This window comes from Streptomyces sp. NPDC002795 (genome assembly GCF_042888725.1).
GTDB lineage: Bacteria > Actinomycetota > Actinomycetes > Streptomycetales > Streptomycetaceae > Streptomyces.
In genome coordinates this window covers 26,715-41,919 of the sequence record NZ_JBIAQB010000013.1, presented here as the reverse complement: position 1 = coordinate 41,919, position 15,205 = coordinate 26,715, and the positions used below count along the sequence as shown (strand labels likewise).

General features: G+C 71.3%; 15 protein-coding genes. 2 read left to right on the top strand and 13 right to left on the bottom strand.

The features are described from left to right. Positions 1-3: 3 nt before the first annotated feature. The 9 genes from ACFYWS_RS32840 to ACFYWS_RS32800 all read right to left on the bottom strand — a co-directional run bounded on the left by ACFYWS_RS32840 (position 4) and on the right by ACFYWS_RS32800 (position 8,289). A complete protein-coding gene (locus tag ACFYWS_RS32840; protein ID WP_389282514.1) occupies positions 4-666 on the bottom strand; it encodes an NADPH-dependent F420 reductase in 663 nt (220 codons plus the stop codon). A 99-nt stretch (positions 667-765) separates the two neighbouring features. Beyond that, positions 766-1,851: a hypothetical protein gene (locus ACFYWS_RS32835; RefSeq protein ID WP_389282512.1), complete on the bottom strand. Its 1,086-nt coding sequence runs from the start codon at positions 1,849-1,851 to the stop codon at positions 766-768. Continuing rightward, positions 1,848-2,174: a hypothetical protein gene (locus ACFYWS_RS32830; protein ID WP_389282510.1), complete on the bottom strand. Its 327-nt coding sequence runs from the start codon at positions 2,172-2,174 to the stop codon at positions 1,848-1,850. Before ACFYWS_RS32830 ends, ACFYWS_RS32835 begins: the two co-directional genes overlap by 4 nt. Before the next feature lie 626 nt (positions 2,175-2,800). Then, entirely contained in the window at positions 2,801-3,013 is a 213-nt protein-coding gene (locus ACFYWS_RS32825) for an EF-hand domain-containing protein (protein ID WP_389282509.1), read from the bottom strand. Positions 3,014-3,059: 46 nt separating this feature from the next. Further along, positions 3,060-3,974, bottom strand: a complete 915-nt coding sequence (locus ACFYWS_RS32820) for a MerR family transcriptional regulator (protein ID WP_389282508.1) — start codon at positions 3,972-3,974, stop codon at positions 3,060-3,062. Between the two features lie 72 nt (positions 3,975-4,046). After that, complete coding sequence (locus ACFYWS_RS32815) at positions 4,047-4,550, bottom strand: ATP-binding protein (RefSeq protein ID WP_389282507.1); 504 nt, start codon at positions 4,548-4,550, stop codon at positions 4,047-4,049. A gap of 304 nt (positions 4,551-4,854) precedes the next feature. Next, complete coding sequence (locus tag ACFYWS_RS32810) at positions 4,855-5,622, bottom strand: enoyl-CoA hydratase/isomerase family protein (protein WP_389282505.1); 768 nt, start codon at positions 5,620-5,622, stop codon at positions 4,855-4,857. 102 nt (positions 5,623-5,724) lie between these two features. Beyond that, on the bottom strand, positions 5,725-6,915 hold the full coding sequence (locus ACFYWS_RS32805) for an Ig-like domain-containing protein (protein ID WP_389282503.1): 1,191 nt from the start codon (positions 6,913-6,915) through the stop codon (positions 5,725-5,727). A gap of 153 nt (positions 6,916-7,068) precedes the next feature. Further along, entirely contained in the window at positions 7,069-8,289 is a 1,221-nt protein-coding gene (locus ACFYWS_RS32800) for an Ig-like domain-containing protein (protein ID WP_389282501.1), read from the bottom strand. A 144-nt stretch (positions 8,290-8,433) separates the two neighbouring features. On the opposite strand from ACFYWS_RS32800, the gene glgX reads away from it, so the two are divergent. Further along, the gene (gene glgX, locus ACFYWS_RS32795) at positions 8,434-10,704 is read left to right on the top strand and encodes a glycogen debranching protein GlgX (protein ID WP_389282499.1); all 2,271 of its coding nucleotides are present in this window, start codon (positions 8,434-8,436) and stop codon (positions 10,702-10,704) included. On the opposite strand, the gene ACFYWS_RS32790 is transcribed toward glgX, so the two are convergent. Together ACFYWS_RS32790 and ACFYWS_RS32785 are read right to left on the bottom strand one after the other, a co-directional pair. Next, positions 10,694-11,149, bottom strand: coding sequence for a VOC family protein (locus tag ACFYWS_RS32790; protein WP_389282498.1), 456 nt, complete (start codon positions 11,147-11,149; stop codon positions 10,694-10,696). The two genes, glgX and ACFYWS_RS32790, sit on opposite strands and share 11 nt — an antisense overlap. After that, positions 11,146-12,018, bottom strand: coding sequence for a helix-turn-helix domain-containing protein (locus ACFYWS_RS32785; protein ID WP_389282497.1), 873 nt, complete (start codon positions 12,016-12,018; stop codon positions 11,146-11,148). Before ACFYWS_RS32785 ends, ACFYWS_RS32790 begins: the two co-directional genes overlap by 4 nt. Positions 12,019-12,138: 120 nt before the next feature. On the opposite strand from ACFYWS_RS32785, the gene ACFYWS_RS32780 reads away from it, so the two are divergent. Continuing rightward, positions 12,139-13,248 (top strand): haloacid dehalogenase-like hydrolase, encoded by a 1,110-nt coding sequence (locus ACFYWS_RS32780; RefSeq protein WP_389282496.1) that lies wholly within the window; start codon positions 12,139-12,141, stop codon positions 13,246-13,248. A 10-nt stretch (positions 13,249-13,258) separates the two neighbouring features. Here the strand turns inward: ACFYWS_RS32780 and ACFYWS_RS32775 are convergent, their stop codons facing one another. Further along, positions 13,259-13,912, bottom strand: a complete 654-nt coding sequence (locus tag ACFYWS_RS32775) for a response regulator (RefSeq protein WP_389282495.1) — start codon at positions 13,910-13,912, stop codon at positions 13,259-13,261. Then, positions 13,902-15,194, bottom strand: a complete 1,293-nt coding sequence (locus ACFYWS_RS32770; RefSeq protein WP_389282494.1) for a sensor histidine kinase — start codon at positions 15,192-15,194, stop codon at positions 13,902-13,904. Before ACFYWS_RS32770 ends, ACFYWS_RS32775 begins: the two co-directional genes overlap by 11 nt. Between the last annotated feature and the right edge of the window lie 11 nt (positions 15,195-15,205).

The window sequence follows — 15,205 nt, the reverse complement described above, 5'->3', positions numbered from 1 at the left end:
CGGTCAGGCGCGCCACTCCGCCGTGCGTTGCGGGGACGCCGAGTCCAGCGCCTTGCGGACGGTGGCCGCGTCGGCGGCCATGCCGTAGACGGGGGTGCCGGGCTGCTGGCGCCAGGACTCGTCCTGGCCGCCGGCGTCCACGGTGTCGAAGCCGATCTCGTCGAGGAGCGCCGAGACGACCTGCTTCGCCGCCGCGTCGTCGCCCGCGATCGGGAGGGAGACGCGGGCCGGGTCGCCGGACGGGCGGGGCTTGTCGAGGATGTCGTGGGCGTACGTGCCGTTGAACGCCTTGACCACCTGGTGGCCGATCTGGCGCTCGGTCCAGCGACTCTCGGTCAGGCCCTCGTCCTCGATCCCGGCGATCTTCCCGTCGCGCTGCCGCGGGTAGTAGTTGCCGGTGTCGATGACGGCGACGTCGGGGGCCGCCGCGTCCAGGAGCCCCTTGGGCAGGTTCGGCACCGCCTTGAGCGGGATCGTGACGACCACGACCCGGGCTTCGCGCACCGCGTCCTCGATCGTGGCGGGCGTCGCGCCGGTCTCCTCGGCCAGTGCGGTCAGGGTGTGCGGACCGCGGGAGTTCGCGACGTGGACGTCGTGGCCGACGGCGGTGAGGCGACGGGTGAGGTTGCCGCCGATGTTGCCGGCGCCGATGATGCCGATCTTCATGTCGTGCCCTTGCCCTTCGGGGTCCTGGATGGTCGGGGTTCTTGATGTTTGCGCATGCGGTACGAACCCCGGGGACGAGGCGGCTATTCCGGCGTCGCGTCAGCAGTGGCCGAGGGGCCGCCACGCGCCGGCCGGGACGAATTCGAGGCGCACGGCGTCGGAGCGCGGCAGCACGATGGCGGAGCCGGTGGCGGAGGTCCAGGCCTTGGAGACGAGGACGTACTGGTTCGCCGACTGGATGACGAGGACGAGGCCCTCGTAACGGTGGCCGTACGTCGCCTTCCCGTCGCCGCAGCGCAGTTCGCGCACGCCGGGCTCGTCGAGGGCGAGGTCGCGTTGGCTGTAGAGGACCACGGAGGGCTGGCCCGCGAGGTGGGCCGCGAGGCGGGCGGCGCGGCCGTGGCCCACGGAGGCGGCGTAGTCGTTGGCGGCCCAGAGCAGGCTGAGGCCGACGAGGACGAGGATGGCGCCCCATTCGGCGACGGGCGCCCAGTCGGGACGAACCCGGTTCGTTTCAGGGGCCGTTGATGGGCGGGGCGAGGAAGCGGGAGAGGCCGGCGAGGGGGTTGTGTCTGATGTGGCGTCGGGGGGCGCGTCCGGCGGAGGACCCGGCGTGGTGCCGGAGGCCGTGCGGGGCGGGACGACCCCGTCGGGCGCCAGGACGAGCGCGCGGCGCAGATGGAGAGCGTACGCGAGGAGGATCACGCCGGAGGCGAGGGTGAGAGGGGCCAGGGCGAGGTGAGGGGTGAGGAACGTGGGGGCGAGGATGCTCCAGAACCCGCCCAGCGCGCACAGGAATCCCACGCCCGCGGTGACCGGCACCGCGATCCGCAGCAGCTGCGGCCGCCGGCCCTCTGCGATGCGTTGGCGCAGCAGATCGTGGCCCCAGAACGCGATGAGTCCGGTGCCGGCCATCACCGCCATCGGCACGAACAAGGCGTCCAGGCTGCGCATCAGGTAGTCGACGGTGCTGAATCCCAGCGTGGTGGCGTTGATGCCGAAGTAGTCGAAGAACCAGTACGCGTGGTGCCAGCCGAAGTAGTAGAGCAGGGCGGTGACGAAGCTCGTCGGCGCGACGACGGCTCCGAACAGGGCTCCGAAGCGGCGGATGCCGGTGGCGTTGGCCTCCGCGGGCGACGCGTCGTCGGGCCCAGGCGGGGCGCCGTCCGGAGGCGACGCGGTCACGGGGCCGCGGGGGCGTCGGCCGGGCCGGACTCGGGCGGGTCGTCCGCCGGCGGGTCCTCGCCCGGCGGCGGCAACGTGACGTCGCAGGGGGCCTGGCCGAACAACGTGATCCTTTGCCCCTTCGTCATCACGTCGCCCTGCTCGGCGTCCATGGAGGAGTACGCACAGGGTTCTTCGCCGGTGTTGTCCACGAAGACACGGACGAGTTCGACGCAGAGCTTCTTCTGCGGGCACTGCTCGGCGAACGCGCTCTGGATCTGCGGCCACGCATCGCCCGAGTCGTTGAGGGGTCGGCCCTTCTGCTGGATTTCCGGAATGTGCATGGGTGAACCGGGAGCGCCGCCGCCCCCGTTGTCACCGCCACCTTTGTCACCGCCGCCGCCACCGCTGCCGGAGCCACCGCCGCTGGGGAGGCCCGGCGCACCGCCGCCGTCGCCGCCGCTCCCACCGTCCTCGGATCCTCCGCCCGAACCGGAACTCTCCGAACTCCCGCCCCCAGAAACACCGTTGGTGGAACCGCCACCGTCATCGCCGCCGGTCCCGCCGGATACCGTCCCCCCGTCGTCCCCGCCACCCGACGTCGTCTGCTCCGACGCTCCCGTGGAACCGCCCGATCCACCCGATCCGCCCGGGACACCGGAGGTGTCCGGACCCCCGCCCCCGCCGCAGCCCGCGAGAACGAGCACCAGCGCGAGGCCCACCCCGAGCCCCGCCGCGCACGCCCGCTCCCGAACCCGCCCCCGTACCCATCCCCGTGTGGCCATGTCGCACCCGCAGTCGAAGTGGCCGTCCTGGGTCGCGACGGCCCTGATAGCTGGAGGATGACACCAGGGCCGGTGCCGGTCGATGGGCCGACCGGGGCAATGTCGGCGGTGAACAGGTCCGCGGTCGGGGCATGAGACGGCGGTGGGGCGTGCGCGTCATGCGCACGCCCCACCGAACCGCGAAGTCACTTGCTCAGGTTCGCCCAGAACTCGTCGAACGACAGCCGCTTGTCCCCGTTGGCGTCCTGGCCCGCGATGAGCACCTCGGCCACGGAGTCCGTGACGTTGAAGTCGCCCATCTGCGCCATGGCGCTCTTGTACTCGGCCGCCGTGATGAAGCCGTCGCCGTCCGCGTCGAACCGCTCGAACGCCTTGCGTGCTTCCTCTATGTCCGCCACCGGGTCACCCCTCGTTTTTCGTACTGTCGTGTTGACGGAGGCCAGATTAACTGGCGGCGCTGGCACGCAGTGCGGCGAGTACCCAGGCGAACTCCTCGCGGTGCGGGTGCTCGGGGGTGCCGCCCTTGAGGACGCCGAGCAACTCCCGGTAGCGGGCCACCTTGTCGTTCATGGTGGCGAGCAGCCGGTCGAGGACGGCGGCGCGGTCGGCGTCGCCGAGGAGTTCGCGGAGTACCGGCTCGGCGGCGGGCGACTCCGGGTCGACACCGTCCCGCACCGCGTCGCCCGCGAGCGCGACCAGCTTGCGCAGGAACAGCATGGACGAGCCGGCCGCGTCCTCGGGGGTGCGGTCCGCCGCGTTGTACTCGGTGGCCTGCCGCATCCGCGCCTTGAACGCCGGGTCCTGGAGCAGTTCGGCCAGCTCCACCCAGGCGTCGACCTGCTCGGGCGTCGGGTCGTCCGGCAGGTCCGCGCTCATGCCCCGCATCCGTTCCTGGACCGCCGGGTCGACGGTGTCCAGGCCGTGCAGCATCTCCTCGGCGAAGTCGTCCATGATCCGCTTGCGTTCGGCCGCGGACTGTCGTGCGAGTTTGTTCATCAGGGCCATCTCCTCGGCGCTCGAATTGCGTGTGGCGACGGTCGACAGCACGGCCCGGTTGAGCCGCAGCACCTGGATCTGCGTGTCGAGCGCCGCCACGTGTGCGGCGGCGACGGACGCGATGTCCCGCTCCCCGGAGAGGATCTTCCGTACGTCGTCCAGGCCGAGGCCCAGTTCGCGCAGGGTGCGGATCAGTTCCAGGCGGGCCACGGACTCGGCGTCGTAGAGCCGGTAGCCGCCCGCGCTGCGGGTCGTGGGGTGCAGGACGCCCTCGTCGGACCAGAACCGGATGGTGCGCACCGTGAGTCCGGTGCGGCGGGCCAGCTGTCCGATCGTGAGCAGCTGCGGGCCGTCGTCGATCATGTCGAGGAGTCTGGGCCTTCCAGTGGGTGGAGACTCAAGAAGCCCAGCGTACGCAGGTGGGTGCGCGGCGGCTCAGCGGTCGGCGACGCGCATTTCGAACCAGGTCGTCTTGCCGCGCGGCAGCAGGTCGACGCCCCAGCGGTCGGAGAGCTTGTCGACGAGGAAGAGGCCGCGTCCGGAGATGTCGAGCTCCTGCACCGGCATCAGGCAGGGCAGTCCTCGGGACGGGTCGCGCACCTCGATGCGGACCCAGCCGCGGCGGCGCAGCATGCGCAGGCCGAAGTGGCGGGCCCCGGTGTGCCGCACCGCGTTGCCGACCAGCTCGGAGACGAGCAGGACACCGTCCTCGGTCATTTTCGGGGAGAGGCCCCAGTGGCGCAGGACGACCACTTGTGCGAGTCGCCGCGCGGTCGCGGCCGACTCGGGGCGCGACGGCAGCGACACCTCCGCCTCGGCCGGATTTCCGAACAACTCCAGTGCCCTCAGGGCGTGTTCGTCCTCGACCGCGGGAGACCAGCGCGCCGCGGTCGCACTCGCGTGCCGCCGCGGTTGTTCCACACCCTCAAGCCCCGCCATGCCTCCATGATGGGGCCATGGGGCGCTTCTTGGGGTCGTTCCGACGGAATAAGCCCCCCGGAACGCTTCGTTCCGGAGGGCCGATTAGGCATATGCCATGGGCAGTACAGGGCCACTCGCACCCCGTCCGAGCTGGGGCAACTCCTCGTACGCGCGCCACCGTTGATCGTTTCCGGCCGAGTTCTCTTAAGGCTCCCTTAAGGTTCGGATAATGCTCCCCGAACGAGCGAACTGATCAACTCGGCTTGCCCGCACGGTATTTGACGGGTCGTTCGGGGAGCTTCAGGGACCCTCGGAGTACCCGTCAGGCGAACTTCGCCTTCCCCGGACCTTCCTCCACGAAGCTGCGCATCCCGGTCTCCCGGTCCTGCGTGGCGAACAGGCCTGCGAACCAGTTGCGTTCGATCGCAAGGCCCGTGTCGAGGTCCGTCTCCAGGCCCAGGTCGATCGACTCCTTCGCCGCCCGCAGCGCGATCGCGGGCCCCTTGGCGAGCTGCCCCGCCCAGGCGTTCGCCGCGTCGAAGACCTCGGCCGCGGGGACCACCCGGTCGACGAGCCCGAGGGTGAGCGCCTCCTCGGCCCGCACCTGGCGGCCCGTGAAGATCAGGTCCTTGGCCTTGGACGGGCCGACGAGCCGGGACAGGCGCTGGGTGCCGCCCGCGCCGGGGATCAGGCCGAGCAGGATCTCCGGCTGCCCGAGCTTGGCGTTGTCGGCGGCGATCCGGAAGTCGGCGCACAGCGCCAGCTCGCAGCCGCCGCCCAGCGCGTAGCCGGTGACGGCGGCGACGACCGGCTTCGGGATGCGGGCGACCGCGGTGAACGAGTCCTGGAGCCCGCGGGAGCGCGCGACCATCGCCGCGTGGTCCATGTCCCGCATCTCTTTGATGTCCGCGCCGGCCGCGAACACCTTCTCGCTGCCGCGGATGACCACGGCCCGTACGTCGTCGCGGGCCGTGGCCTCCTCGGCGAGTTCCTTGATGCGGTCCTGGACGGCGATGTCCAGGGCGTTCATCGGGGGGCGGTCCAGGCGGATGGTCCCGACGCCGTCGGCGACTTCAAGGTGAACGGTCATGCGGCGCAGCGTACCCAGCCGGTCGCCGCGGGCCACCGGGGGCGGGGTCGCGGGGCTCTGCCCCGGACCCCGCTGCTCAATCGCCGCAGGGGCTTATTTGGGTCACTTCTTCCAGTCCGCCCAGGACATGTTCCAGCCGTTCAGGCCGTTGCCGCCGTCCACCGTTTTGTCGTGGGAGTTCTTGACGACCACCACGTCGCCCGTCATCGAGTGGTCGAAGAACCACGCCGCCGGGACCTTCTTGTCGTAGCCGCCGCGGACGTCGCCCAGCCCGATGCAGCCATGGCTGGAGTTGACGTTGCCGAAGGTGCCGCCGCCCCAGTAGTTGCCGTGGATGAACGTGCCGGAGTCGGTCAGGCGCTGGGCGTGCGGGACGTCCTTGATGTCGTACTCGCCGCCGTAGCCGACCGTCTCGCCGTTCATGCGGGTCACGCGCAGGCGCTCGCTGATCACCATCTTGCCGTTCCACGTCTCGTAGCCCGGCTTGCCCGTGGTGATCGGGATCTTCTTGATCGTCTTGCCGTCGCGCTCGACCGTCATCATGTGGGTCTTGGCGTCGACGGTCGAGATCTGGCTGCGGCCGACGGTGAACTTCACCGTCTTGGTCTGCTTGCCGTAGACGCCGGGCCGGCCCTCGACGCCGTCGAGGCTCAGCTTGACCGTGACCTCGGTGCCCTTCGCCCAGTACTTCTCCGGGCGGAAGTCGATGCGGTCGTTGCCGAACCAGTGGCCCTCGACCGGGACGGAGGGCTCGGCCTTGACCGAGATCGCCTTCTCCACGTCCTCGGGGTGCGTGATGCCTCGCGAGAAGCGGATCGAGAACGGCATGCCGACGCCGACCTTCGAGCCGTCCTCCGGGGTGAACGTGCCGATGAAGGTGTTCTTCGGGGTGAGCGTGGTGAACCTGGAGTCCTTGGCGGACGCGCGGCCCGCCTTGTCCTTGGCGACCGCGTGCACCTTGTACTCGGTCGACGCGGCGAGGTGCCGCGCCGGGGTCCAGCTCTTGCCGCCGCCGGTGATCGCGCCCTGCACCTCGTTGCCCTTGGTGTCGGCGACCTTCACCTCGGTCAGCTTGCCCTTGTCCGCTGTGACCTTCAGGGCCCCGCTGGTCGCGACCCCGTCGGCGCCGTCCTTGGGTGCCACCGCCACCACGGCCTGCGACTCCTTGTTCGCTTCGGCCGCCTTGCCGGAACTCCCCTTGTCGTCGCCGGAGTCACCGCCGCCACCGCATGCGGTGACAAGGAAAAGTGCCGCCCCCAGCAGAACCGTGGATATCGGTCGTCGCCCGTTCAAGATCTTTCTCCCCTCGCACGGCCTTGCCCCAAGGCCCGCACTACCGCGCCTCCACGCGCGCACTTGCGAAAGATAACCACACGACCTGGGGAAACGGATCCCCAGGGATGTCACCGTTCAGTCCCAACACCGGGGAGGATGCCCGACTTTCAGCTAGGAAGTAACCGCTCCCCCGGCCTTCCATGCCGCCCAGTCCATGTTCCAGCCACCCATCCCGTTGTCGGCCGCCACCTTCTTGTCCGCGCTGTTCCTGACCTCCACCACGTCGCCGACGAGGCTGCGGTCGAAGAACCGGCCCGCGGGCGTACGAGGGCCGCCGCCCCGCACGTCGCGCAGTCCTACGCAGCCGTGGCTGACGTTGCTGCGGCCGAAGACGCCGCGCGACCAGTAGTTGCCGTGCAGGAACGTGCCGGAGTCGGTGAGCCGGATGGCGTGCGGGACGTCCGGGATGTCGTATTCGCCGCCGAAACCGACGGTGCGGCTGTCCATGCGGGTCACGTCGAGCTTCTCGCTGACGACCATCCTCCCGTTGTACGTCGTCGAGCCCCGCGCCCCCGCCGTGATGGGCACGGTCTCCACCGGCTTGCCGGCCCTGTGCACCCGCATGGTGTGCGCCGCCGCGTCCACCACGCTGACCTGGCTGCGGCCCACCGTGAACGTGAACGCCTTGTCCTGGCGGCCGTAGACGCCGGGCGCCGCCTGTACGTCGCGAAGACCGAGGTCGACGGTGACCTTGGTGCCGGGCCTCCAGTAGTGCCTCGGCCGGAAGTCGAGGCGGCTCCTGCCGAACCAGTGCGGGGCGATCCGCACGCCGGGCTCGGCGGTGACCCTGATCGCGCGCTGTACGGCGGCCCGGTTCTCGATCCCCCGGTTGAACGCGACCTTCACGATCATGCCGGTGCCGACCTCGGCCCGGTGCTCGGGCGTGACGTAGCCGATGAACCGCTTGTCGGGAACGTACGTCCTGAACGTGGTGTGCCGGGCCACCCGGCGCCCCTGGCCGTCCATGGCGACCGCGTCGACCCTGTACTGCGCGGCGAGCGCGAGGCGGTCCGCGCCGGGGCCCGTGGGGCGCCAGCGCATCGAGTCCCGCTCCAGACGGCCCGGCACGGAGCGCTCCTCCGCGTCCTGGACCCTGACGACCTTCACCGACTCCAACCGGCCCTCACGAACGGTGACTTGAAGCCCTCCGCCCGCCCGTACGTCCTTCGCCCTGTCGTCGGGCGTGACCCGGATCAACTCCTTCGCGGACCGCGGCTTGCCGAACACCGTGTCGCCCTCGCATCCGGCGAGCGCGCCCATCAGTCCCGCCCAGGTCAGTACGGCGCCCAAGGTCGCCCCTGCGTGCCGCGCACGCCTCACAGCTGTTCTCACGCCAGAGCCAACGACGTGCACCCCGCGGGGGAAACGTGAGTGCGAGCGAACCTCTGGGCAGAACAGGGGGGGAGGGAGCGGAGCGCGGCCGGGACGCCGCACACCCCGCTGCCCAGGAGCCATGGAGCCGCGGGAGGCCGTCAGGTGTCGAGCGCACCCGAGCAGGAGGCAGTTCAGAGCGCGCCGCGCGCGGGCAACGGCAGAGCGCTGCCCGCCCCGTTCACCGGTCGCGGCCGCGAGCGGGAGCGCGTGCCCCCACTGGAGCCGGTGTGGCCGGGCACGCCCGTGCCGCTCGGCGCCCGCTTCCGGGTCGGCCCGGACGGCGTCGCGGGCACCAACTTCGCGCTGTGGGCGGGCGGCGCCGAGTCCGTCGAGCTGTGCCTGTTCGACGAGGAAGGACACGAACGCCGGGCGTCGCTCACCGAGTTGACGCACGAGATCTGGCACGGCTTCGTACCGGGCGTGCTGCCGGGGCAGCGGTACGGGTTCCGGGTGCACGGCCGCTGGGACCCGTGGACGGGTGCCCGCTGGAACCCGGCGAAGCTGCTGCTCGACCCGTACGCGCGGGCGGTGGACGGAGAGTTCGGGCTGCCGCCGGAGGTCTACGGGCACGTACGGGACTGGCCCGAGCAGCACGTCGCCGACACGGTGCGCGACGACCGGGACTCCGCTCCGTACGTACCGAAGGGCGTGGTCGTGCACGACGACGCGTCCGGCGACGAGTGGGTGGACGACCGGCGCCCGAAGACGCCCTGGGCGGACTCAGTGATCTACGAGGTGCACGTGCGCGGCTTCACCCGCCAACACCCCGGAATTCCTGAGGAGTTGAGGGGTACGTACGCGGGGCTCGCGCATCCGGCGGCGATCGAGCATCTGGTGCGGCTGGGAGTGACGGCGGTGGAGCTGCTTCCGGTGCACCAGTTCGCGCACGAGGACCATCTGCTGCGCCGGGGCCTGCGCAACTACTGGGGCTACAACTCCATCGGCTACTTCGCCCCGCACGCGGGATACGCGGCGTCCGGCACGGCCGGGCAGCAGGTCGGCGAGTTCAAACGGATGGTGCGGGCGCTGCACGACGCGGGGATCGAGGTCATCCTCGACGTGGTCTACAACCACACGGCGGAGGCGGGCGAGCTGGGCCCGATGCTGTCCCTGAAGGGCATCGACAACCGCGGCTACTACCGCCTCCAGGACGACGCGCGCCGCTACGCCGACTACACGGGCTGCGGCAACACGCTGCACGTCGTGCAGCCGCAGGTGCTGAGGCTGATCACGGACTCGCTCAGGTACTGGGTCACGGAGATGGGGGTCGACGGGTTCAGGTTCGATCTCGCCGCGGCGCTCGCCCGCTCCATGCACGACGTCGACATGCTCTCCCCCTTCCTCGCGGTCATCGCGCAGGACCCGGTGCTGCGCCGGGTGAAGCTGATCGCCGAGCCGTGGGACGTGGGCTCGGGCGGCTACCAGGTCGGCTCCTTCCCGCCCCTGTGGACCGAGTGGAACGACCGCTACCGCGACGCCGTGCGCGACTTCTGGCGCGGCGCGCTGCCCGACGTACGGGACCTGGGGTATCGGCTTTCGGGGTCGAGCGACCTGTACGCGTGGGGCGGGCGCCGCCCGTACGCCTCGGTCAACTTCATCACCGCGCACGACGGCTTCACGCTGCGCGACCTCGTGTCGTACGAGCGGAAACACAACGAGGCGAACGGCGAGGGCAACCGGGACGGTACGCACGACAACAGGGCCTGGAACTGCGGCGTCGAGGGCGAGACCGACGACGAGGGCGTACGGGCCCTGCGCAGAAGGCAGTTGCGGAATCTGCTGACGACGCTGCTGCTGTCGACCGGGGTGCCGATGCTGGTGGCGGGCGACGAGTTCGGGCGCACGCAGCGCGGCAACAACAACGCGTACTGCCAGGACAACGAGATCAGCTGGGTGGACTGGAGCCTCCTCGACGACCCCGGCTGCCGGGAGCTGCTCGCGCTCACCTCACGGCTCGTCGCGCTGCGGCACGCGCACCCCGTGCTGCGGCGCCGCGCGTTCTTCTCCGGCCGCGCGCACTCGGCGGACGGGCTGCGGGACCTGGCGTGGTTCACCTCGCGCGGCACCGAGATGACGGAGGGCGACTGGTACGCGCCCGCCGGCACGGTCGGCATGTATCTGTCGGGGCTCGACATCCCGGGCAGGGACGCGCGCGGCGAGCCCATCACCGACGACAGCTTCCTGGCGATCCTGCACGCGGGCGACCGGGCCGAGTCCTTCGTGCTGCCGGGCGAGCCCTGGGCCCGGTCGTACGAGGTGGTGGTGGACACCGGCGAGGAGGAGCAGGGCGTGGCGCCGGCCGTGCTGCACGAGGCCGGCGCCACGGTCACGGTGGAGGCCAGGACGGTGCTGCTCCTGAAGGTCAGGACGTAGCGCCCTGGGGTCGCGGCTCACCGGCGTAGGTGCCGAAGGACCACATGTTGCCCTCGGGGTCGGTGATCGCGAACTCACGGCTGCCGTACGGCTGGTCCTCGATCTCGCGGAGGATCTTGACGCCCGCGGCGACGAGCCGCTCGTACAGCTCGTCGACCCGGGCGGTCACGACGTAGCCGCCGAAGCTGCCCGGCTTGACGCACCAGGTGCCCGGCTCGGCGTCCGGCTTGTGGGAGCCGAGCATGATTCCGCCGCCCTCGGGCCAGTCGAGCTGGGCGTGGGCGACGCGGTCGCCGTCCTCGTAGACGGCCGTGCGCAGGAAGCCGACGGCGTCGACGAGGAAGTCGATGAGCGCGGGCGCGTCGTTCGCCTGGAGAGTGGGCCAGACAGCGGGCTCGCGCGGGGTCTGCGGGGTGTTCTGCTGGGTGCTCTGTGTGGTGTTCATGGCTCCGAGTCTTCGCCGTTGTGGTGTCCCCCGGCTTGGATGTTTCGGAACTCTTCGGCGAGCCAGCCGGTCGGGCTCAGGCCCGTGTACTGGCGGAAGTCGCGGACCAGGTGCGAGTGGTCGCAGTAGCCGTGCTCCGCGGCGACGCGGGACAGGTCCGGCGGGGCGCCCGCGGCGACGGCCCGGACGACGGCGGCCTTCGCGTGCTGGAAGCGCATCAGGCGGGCGGCCTGCTTGGGGCTCAGGCCCGTCTCGGCGCGGAACAGCGTGGTGAGGCGGCGCTCGCTGAGGGCGACGTGCGCGGCGAGCCCCTTGAGCGTGCCCGCGCCGCGGTGCCGGGCGAGCCACGTCCACGCCTCCGCGACCTCGGGGCGCACACCGGCCAGCGGGTCCTCGGCCGTCCGTCGCGTCACGTAGTCGGAGACGAGGTCGAACCGGTCCCGCCAGTCGTCGAGCCCGGCCAGCTCCTCCCGTACGAGGGCGGCCGTCCGGCCGAGAACATCGGTGCCCTCGATCGCGACGGGCCCCGCGAGGTCGGCCGCGGGCGCCCCGAGCAGCGCGCGGGCCGCGAGGGGGTGCACCGCGAGCTGGATCCCGGCGTCGGACCCGGTCTGGGCGATGAACTCAGGGACCTGGTGGAGCCCGCCCACGACGATGTCCGTGCGGGACGCGTCGGGGCCCTGGGCCTGCTCGGGGGTGTGGCCGCCGACGACCGGCTCGTCGAGGGTGAAGATCACCGTGAGGTACGGGGAGGGCAGGCCGCGGTGGAGCGCGGGAGGCAGGCCTCGCGTGCGATAGCCGACCGCGGAGACGATCGGACCGCCGGGCCGTGGCGTCGCGCGCACGAACTCCTGGGAGCCGGTGCTCATGCCTCCAGTATGCAAAGGGTTCGGCACGGAGGCCTACCCGCGGCGGGCGGTCGCATGCTGGTCACGCACGGTGAGTTCGATCATGGCGCGGGGCCCGGGTCCTCCCTATCCTGCTCCTCCGTGACCATCGCCAAGAGACACTTCCTGCCCAAGAGGCCCGTTCTGTTCGGCGCGGCGGGCGCCGCCGTCGCCGCCGCGCTCGCCGCCGGAGTCGCCCTGTGGCCCCAGACCGAGGCGACCGCGGCCACCGGCGGTGACGTACGCGCCGTGGCCGCGGAGCTGAAGCACTGGCCGCGGCCGCAGGCCACCCGCCTCGCCCAGGTGATCACGGCGAACCAAGACCGGGGCCAGTACGCGACCTTCGACGCGGACAACACCACGTACCGGAACGATCTGGAGGAGTCGCTGCTGCCGTTTCTGGAGCAGAAGGGCGTGCTGACGCGGGACACGATGGACCCGTCGCTGAAGGTGATCCCCTTCAAGGACACGGCGGACCACAAGGAGACCCTCACCGAGTACTACAACCGGCTGTGCGAGGTCGACGACCAGGTCTGCTACCCGTGGGCCGCACAGATCTTCTCCGGCTTCACGCTGAAGCAGCTCAAGGGCTACGTCGACGAGTTGCTGGCCTATGACAAGCCGCTGCCGGGCGGCGCGAAGCCGCCGGAGTTCTCCGAGGGGATGCGCGAGCTCTACCACGCGCTGCGCTCGCACGGCATCGAGGTGTACGTGGTGAGCGCCGCGAGCGAGGACCTCGTACGGATGGTGCTGGCCGATCCGAAGTACGGCTACGACGTGAAGCCGGAGAACGTGCTCGGCGTCGCCGCCCTGCTGAAGGACCGCAAGACGGGTGACGTGACGAGCTCCCGGAAGGAGATCGCCGCCGGGACGTTCGACCAGAAGGCGCTTCAGGACCGGGAGTTGACGCCGACGCTGTGGGCTCCGGCCACCTGGTACGAGGGCAAGCCCGCCGCGATCAGCACGTACATCGACGCGTGGAAGAAGCCGATTCTCGCCGCGGGGGACACGCCCAAGAGCGACGGGCCGATGCTGTTCCGGTCGGTGGACGTGGCGCACGGGGGCGTCCGCGTGTGGGTCAACCGCAAGGACAGCTACATGAAGGAGCTGGACGGCATGAAGGCGGCGGGCGTGCAGCGGCAGAAGGAGCTCGGGCAGAAGGTGACCGCCGACCGGCGGTGGGTGACCGTGACTCCCGACGAGATCCGCTGATCCTCGGTCCTCAGCCGAGGATCTTGCGGTCGTACGCCACCGCGACCGCCGCCGCCCGGTCCTTCACGCCCAACTTGCCGTAGATGTGCGTGAGATGGGTCTTGACCGTGGCCTCGCTGATGAACAGCTCCCGCGCGATCTCCTTGTTCGACGTGCCGCGCGCGACGAGGACGAGCACCTCGCGCTCGCGGCCCGAGAGCGCCTCGCCGGCGGGCGCCGCGGGCGTGCGCACGGCCGTGACCAGGCGGGACGCGACCGCGGGCGACAGGACGGTGCGGCCCTCGGCTGCGGCCCGTACCGCCGTGAAGAGCTCTTCGCGCGGGGCGTCCTTCAGTAGATATCCCGTCGCGCCCGCCTCGATCGCGGGCAGCGTGTCGGAGTCCGTGTCGTACGTGGTGAGGACCAGGACGCGGGCGCGGGCGCCGCTGCGGGACAGTTCCCGGATGGCGTCGACGCCGCCCCCGCCGGGCATCCGCAGGTCCATGAGGACGACGTCCGGGTCGAGGGCGGCGGCGCGGGCGACGGCCTCCACCCCGTTCGCCGCCTCGCCGAGGACCGTGAAACCGGTGGTCGACTCGAACATGCCGCGCAGACCGTCCCGTACGACGGGGTGGTCGTCGACGATCAGGAGGCTGATGGCGGGAGGGGCAAAGTCACTGGTCATGGCGCACCAAAGGTACGTGAGCGGAGATCGCCGTGCCGCCGCCTTCCTCCGACTCGACCGTGGCGCCGCCCGCGAGCCGCTCGGCGCGGGCCCGCATCCCGTCGAGGCCGAAGCCGCCGCTGCCGGAGCGGGCGGGGACGGCGAGGGGGTCGAAGCCGCGGCCGTCGTCGCGGACGTCGAGGGTGACCTCGCCCGCCATGAAGGACAGGGTGACGCCGACGCGGGTGGCGGCCGCGTGCCGGGCCGCGTTGGACAGTGCCTCCTCGGCGATCCGCAGCAGGCTCGCCTCGATCTCCTCGTGCAGCGGCTCGGCCGTGCCGGTGAGGGTGAAGTCGGCGCGGACGCCGGTGCGGGCGGACCAGTCGGCGACGGTCTTCTTCAGGGCCTCGGCGAGCGTCGCGTCGTCCAGCGCGGCGGGCGCCAGGTTGTGCACGGAGCGGCGGGCCTCGCCGAGGCTGTGCCGGGCGAGGTCCGCGGCCCGGTCGAGGTGCTCGCGGGCCAGGCCCCGGTCGTCGGTGCCCGTGACGACCTGGAGCTGGGCGATGATCCCGGTCAGGCCCTGGGCGATCGTGTCGTGGATCTCGGCGGCGAGCCGCCTGCGCTCGTCGGAGACGCCCGCTTCCCTTGCCTGGACGAGGAGTTGGGCTTGAAGCGCGGCGTTCTCGTCGAGCGCGTCCTGGAGCGCCTTGTTGGTGCGTTTCAGTTCGGCGATGGTGGCGACCTGGGCCAGGGTGCGGTCCCGCTCCTTCGCGTCGAGGTGCGCCATGGCCGCGACCAGCGCCATGTTGATGGCGTACAGCGCGCCGAACAGGGCCCACTGTGCGGCGTTCTCGGGCGGGAGGCCGCCAGACTGTGATCCGGCCAGGATCACGGCGGAGGCCGCGAGACCCGGTTTGACCAGGCGGGGCAGCAGGAACCGGTCGGCGCCGAAGTAGCCGATGGCCGCGTAGAACGCGAAGAGGGGGTTGATCCAGGACAGCGCGAAGCCGAGCGCCCAGCGCAGGCCGTAGTAGACGCTGCCCGTCACCGAGGGGCCCTTACGGGCGAGCCCCGCGCGGACGGCGAAGATCTCCAGGAACACGGCGCAGGCGACGAGCCCCGCCATCGTGAACCAGTCGCCGCGGTCCACGCCGAAGGCCGGTCCTGTCGGCACCGCGAGCAGCACGCCGACGGCGAGCATGACGATCGGCGAGTACCGGTGGAAGGTCCGCCAGCGCTGCTCGACGTCGGCGACGGCGTCGCCGAGTGTGTCGACCGCTTCCCGTGTGCCCCGCTCACTCATGTCCCCAGTCT

Bases quoted from the DNA above. Each gene is read 5' to 3' on its own strand.
- ACFYWS_RS32815 (WP_389282507.1), bottom strand. From the start codon at position 4,550: ATGGCGGGGCTTGAGGGTGTGGAACAACCGCGGCGGCACGCGAGTGCG.
- ACFYWS_RS32830 (WP_389282510.1), bottom strand. From the start codon at position 2,174: ATGCACATTCCGGAAATCCAGCAGAAGGGCCGACCCCTCAACGACTCG.
- ACFYWS_RS32840 (WP_389282514.1), bottom strand. From the start codon at position 666: ATGAAGATCGGCATCATCGGCGCCGGCAACATCGGCGGCAACCTCACC.
- ACFYWS_RS32770 (WP_389282494.1), bottom strand. From the start codon at position 15,194: ATGAGTGAGCGGGGCACACGGGAAGCGGTCGACACACTCGGCGACGCC.
- ACFYWS_RS32775 (WP_389282495.1), bottom strand. From the start codon at position 13,912: ATGACCAGTGACTTTGCCCCTCCCGCCATCAGCCTCCTGATCGTCGAC.
- ACFYWS_RS32790 (WP_389282498.1), bottom strand. From the start codon at position 11,149: ATGAACACCACACAGAGCACCCAGCAGAACACCCCGCAGACCCCGCGC.
- ACFYWS_RS32785 (WP_389282497.1), bottom strand. From the start codon at position 12,018: ATGAGCACCGGCTCCCAGGAGTTCGTGCGCGCGACGCCACGGCCCGGC.
- ACFYWS_RS32820 (WP_389282508.1), bottom strand. From the start codon at position 3,974: ATGATCGACGACGGCCCGCAGCTGCTCACGATCGGACAGCTGGCCCGC.
- ACFYWS_RS32810 (WP_389282505.1), bottom strand. From the start codon at position 5,622: ATGACCGTTCACCTTGAAGTCGCCGACGGCGTCGGGACCATCCGCCTG.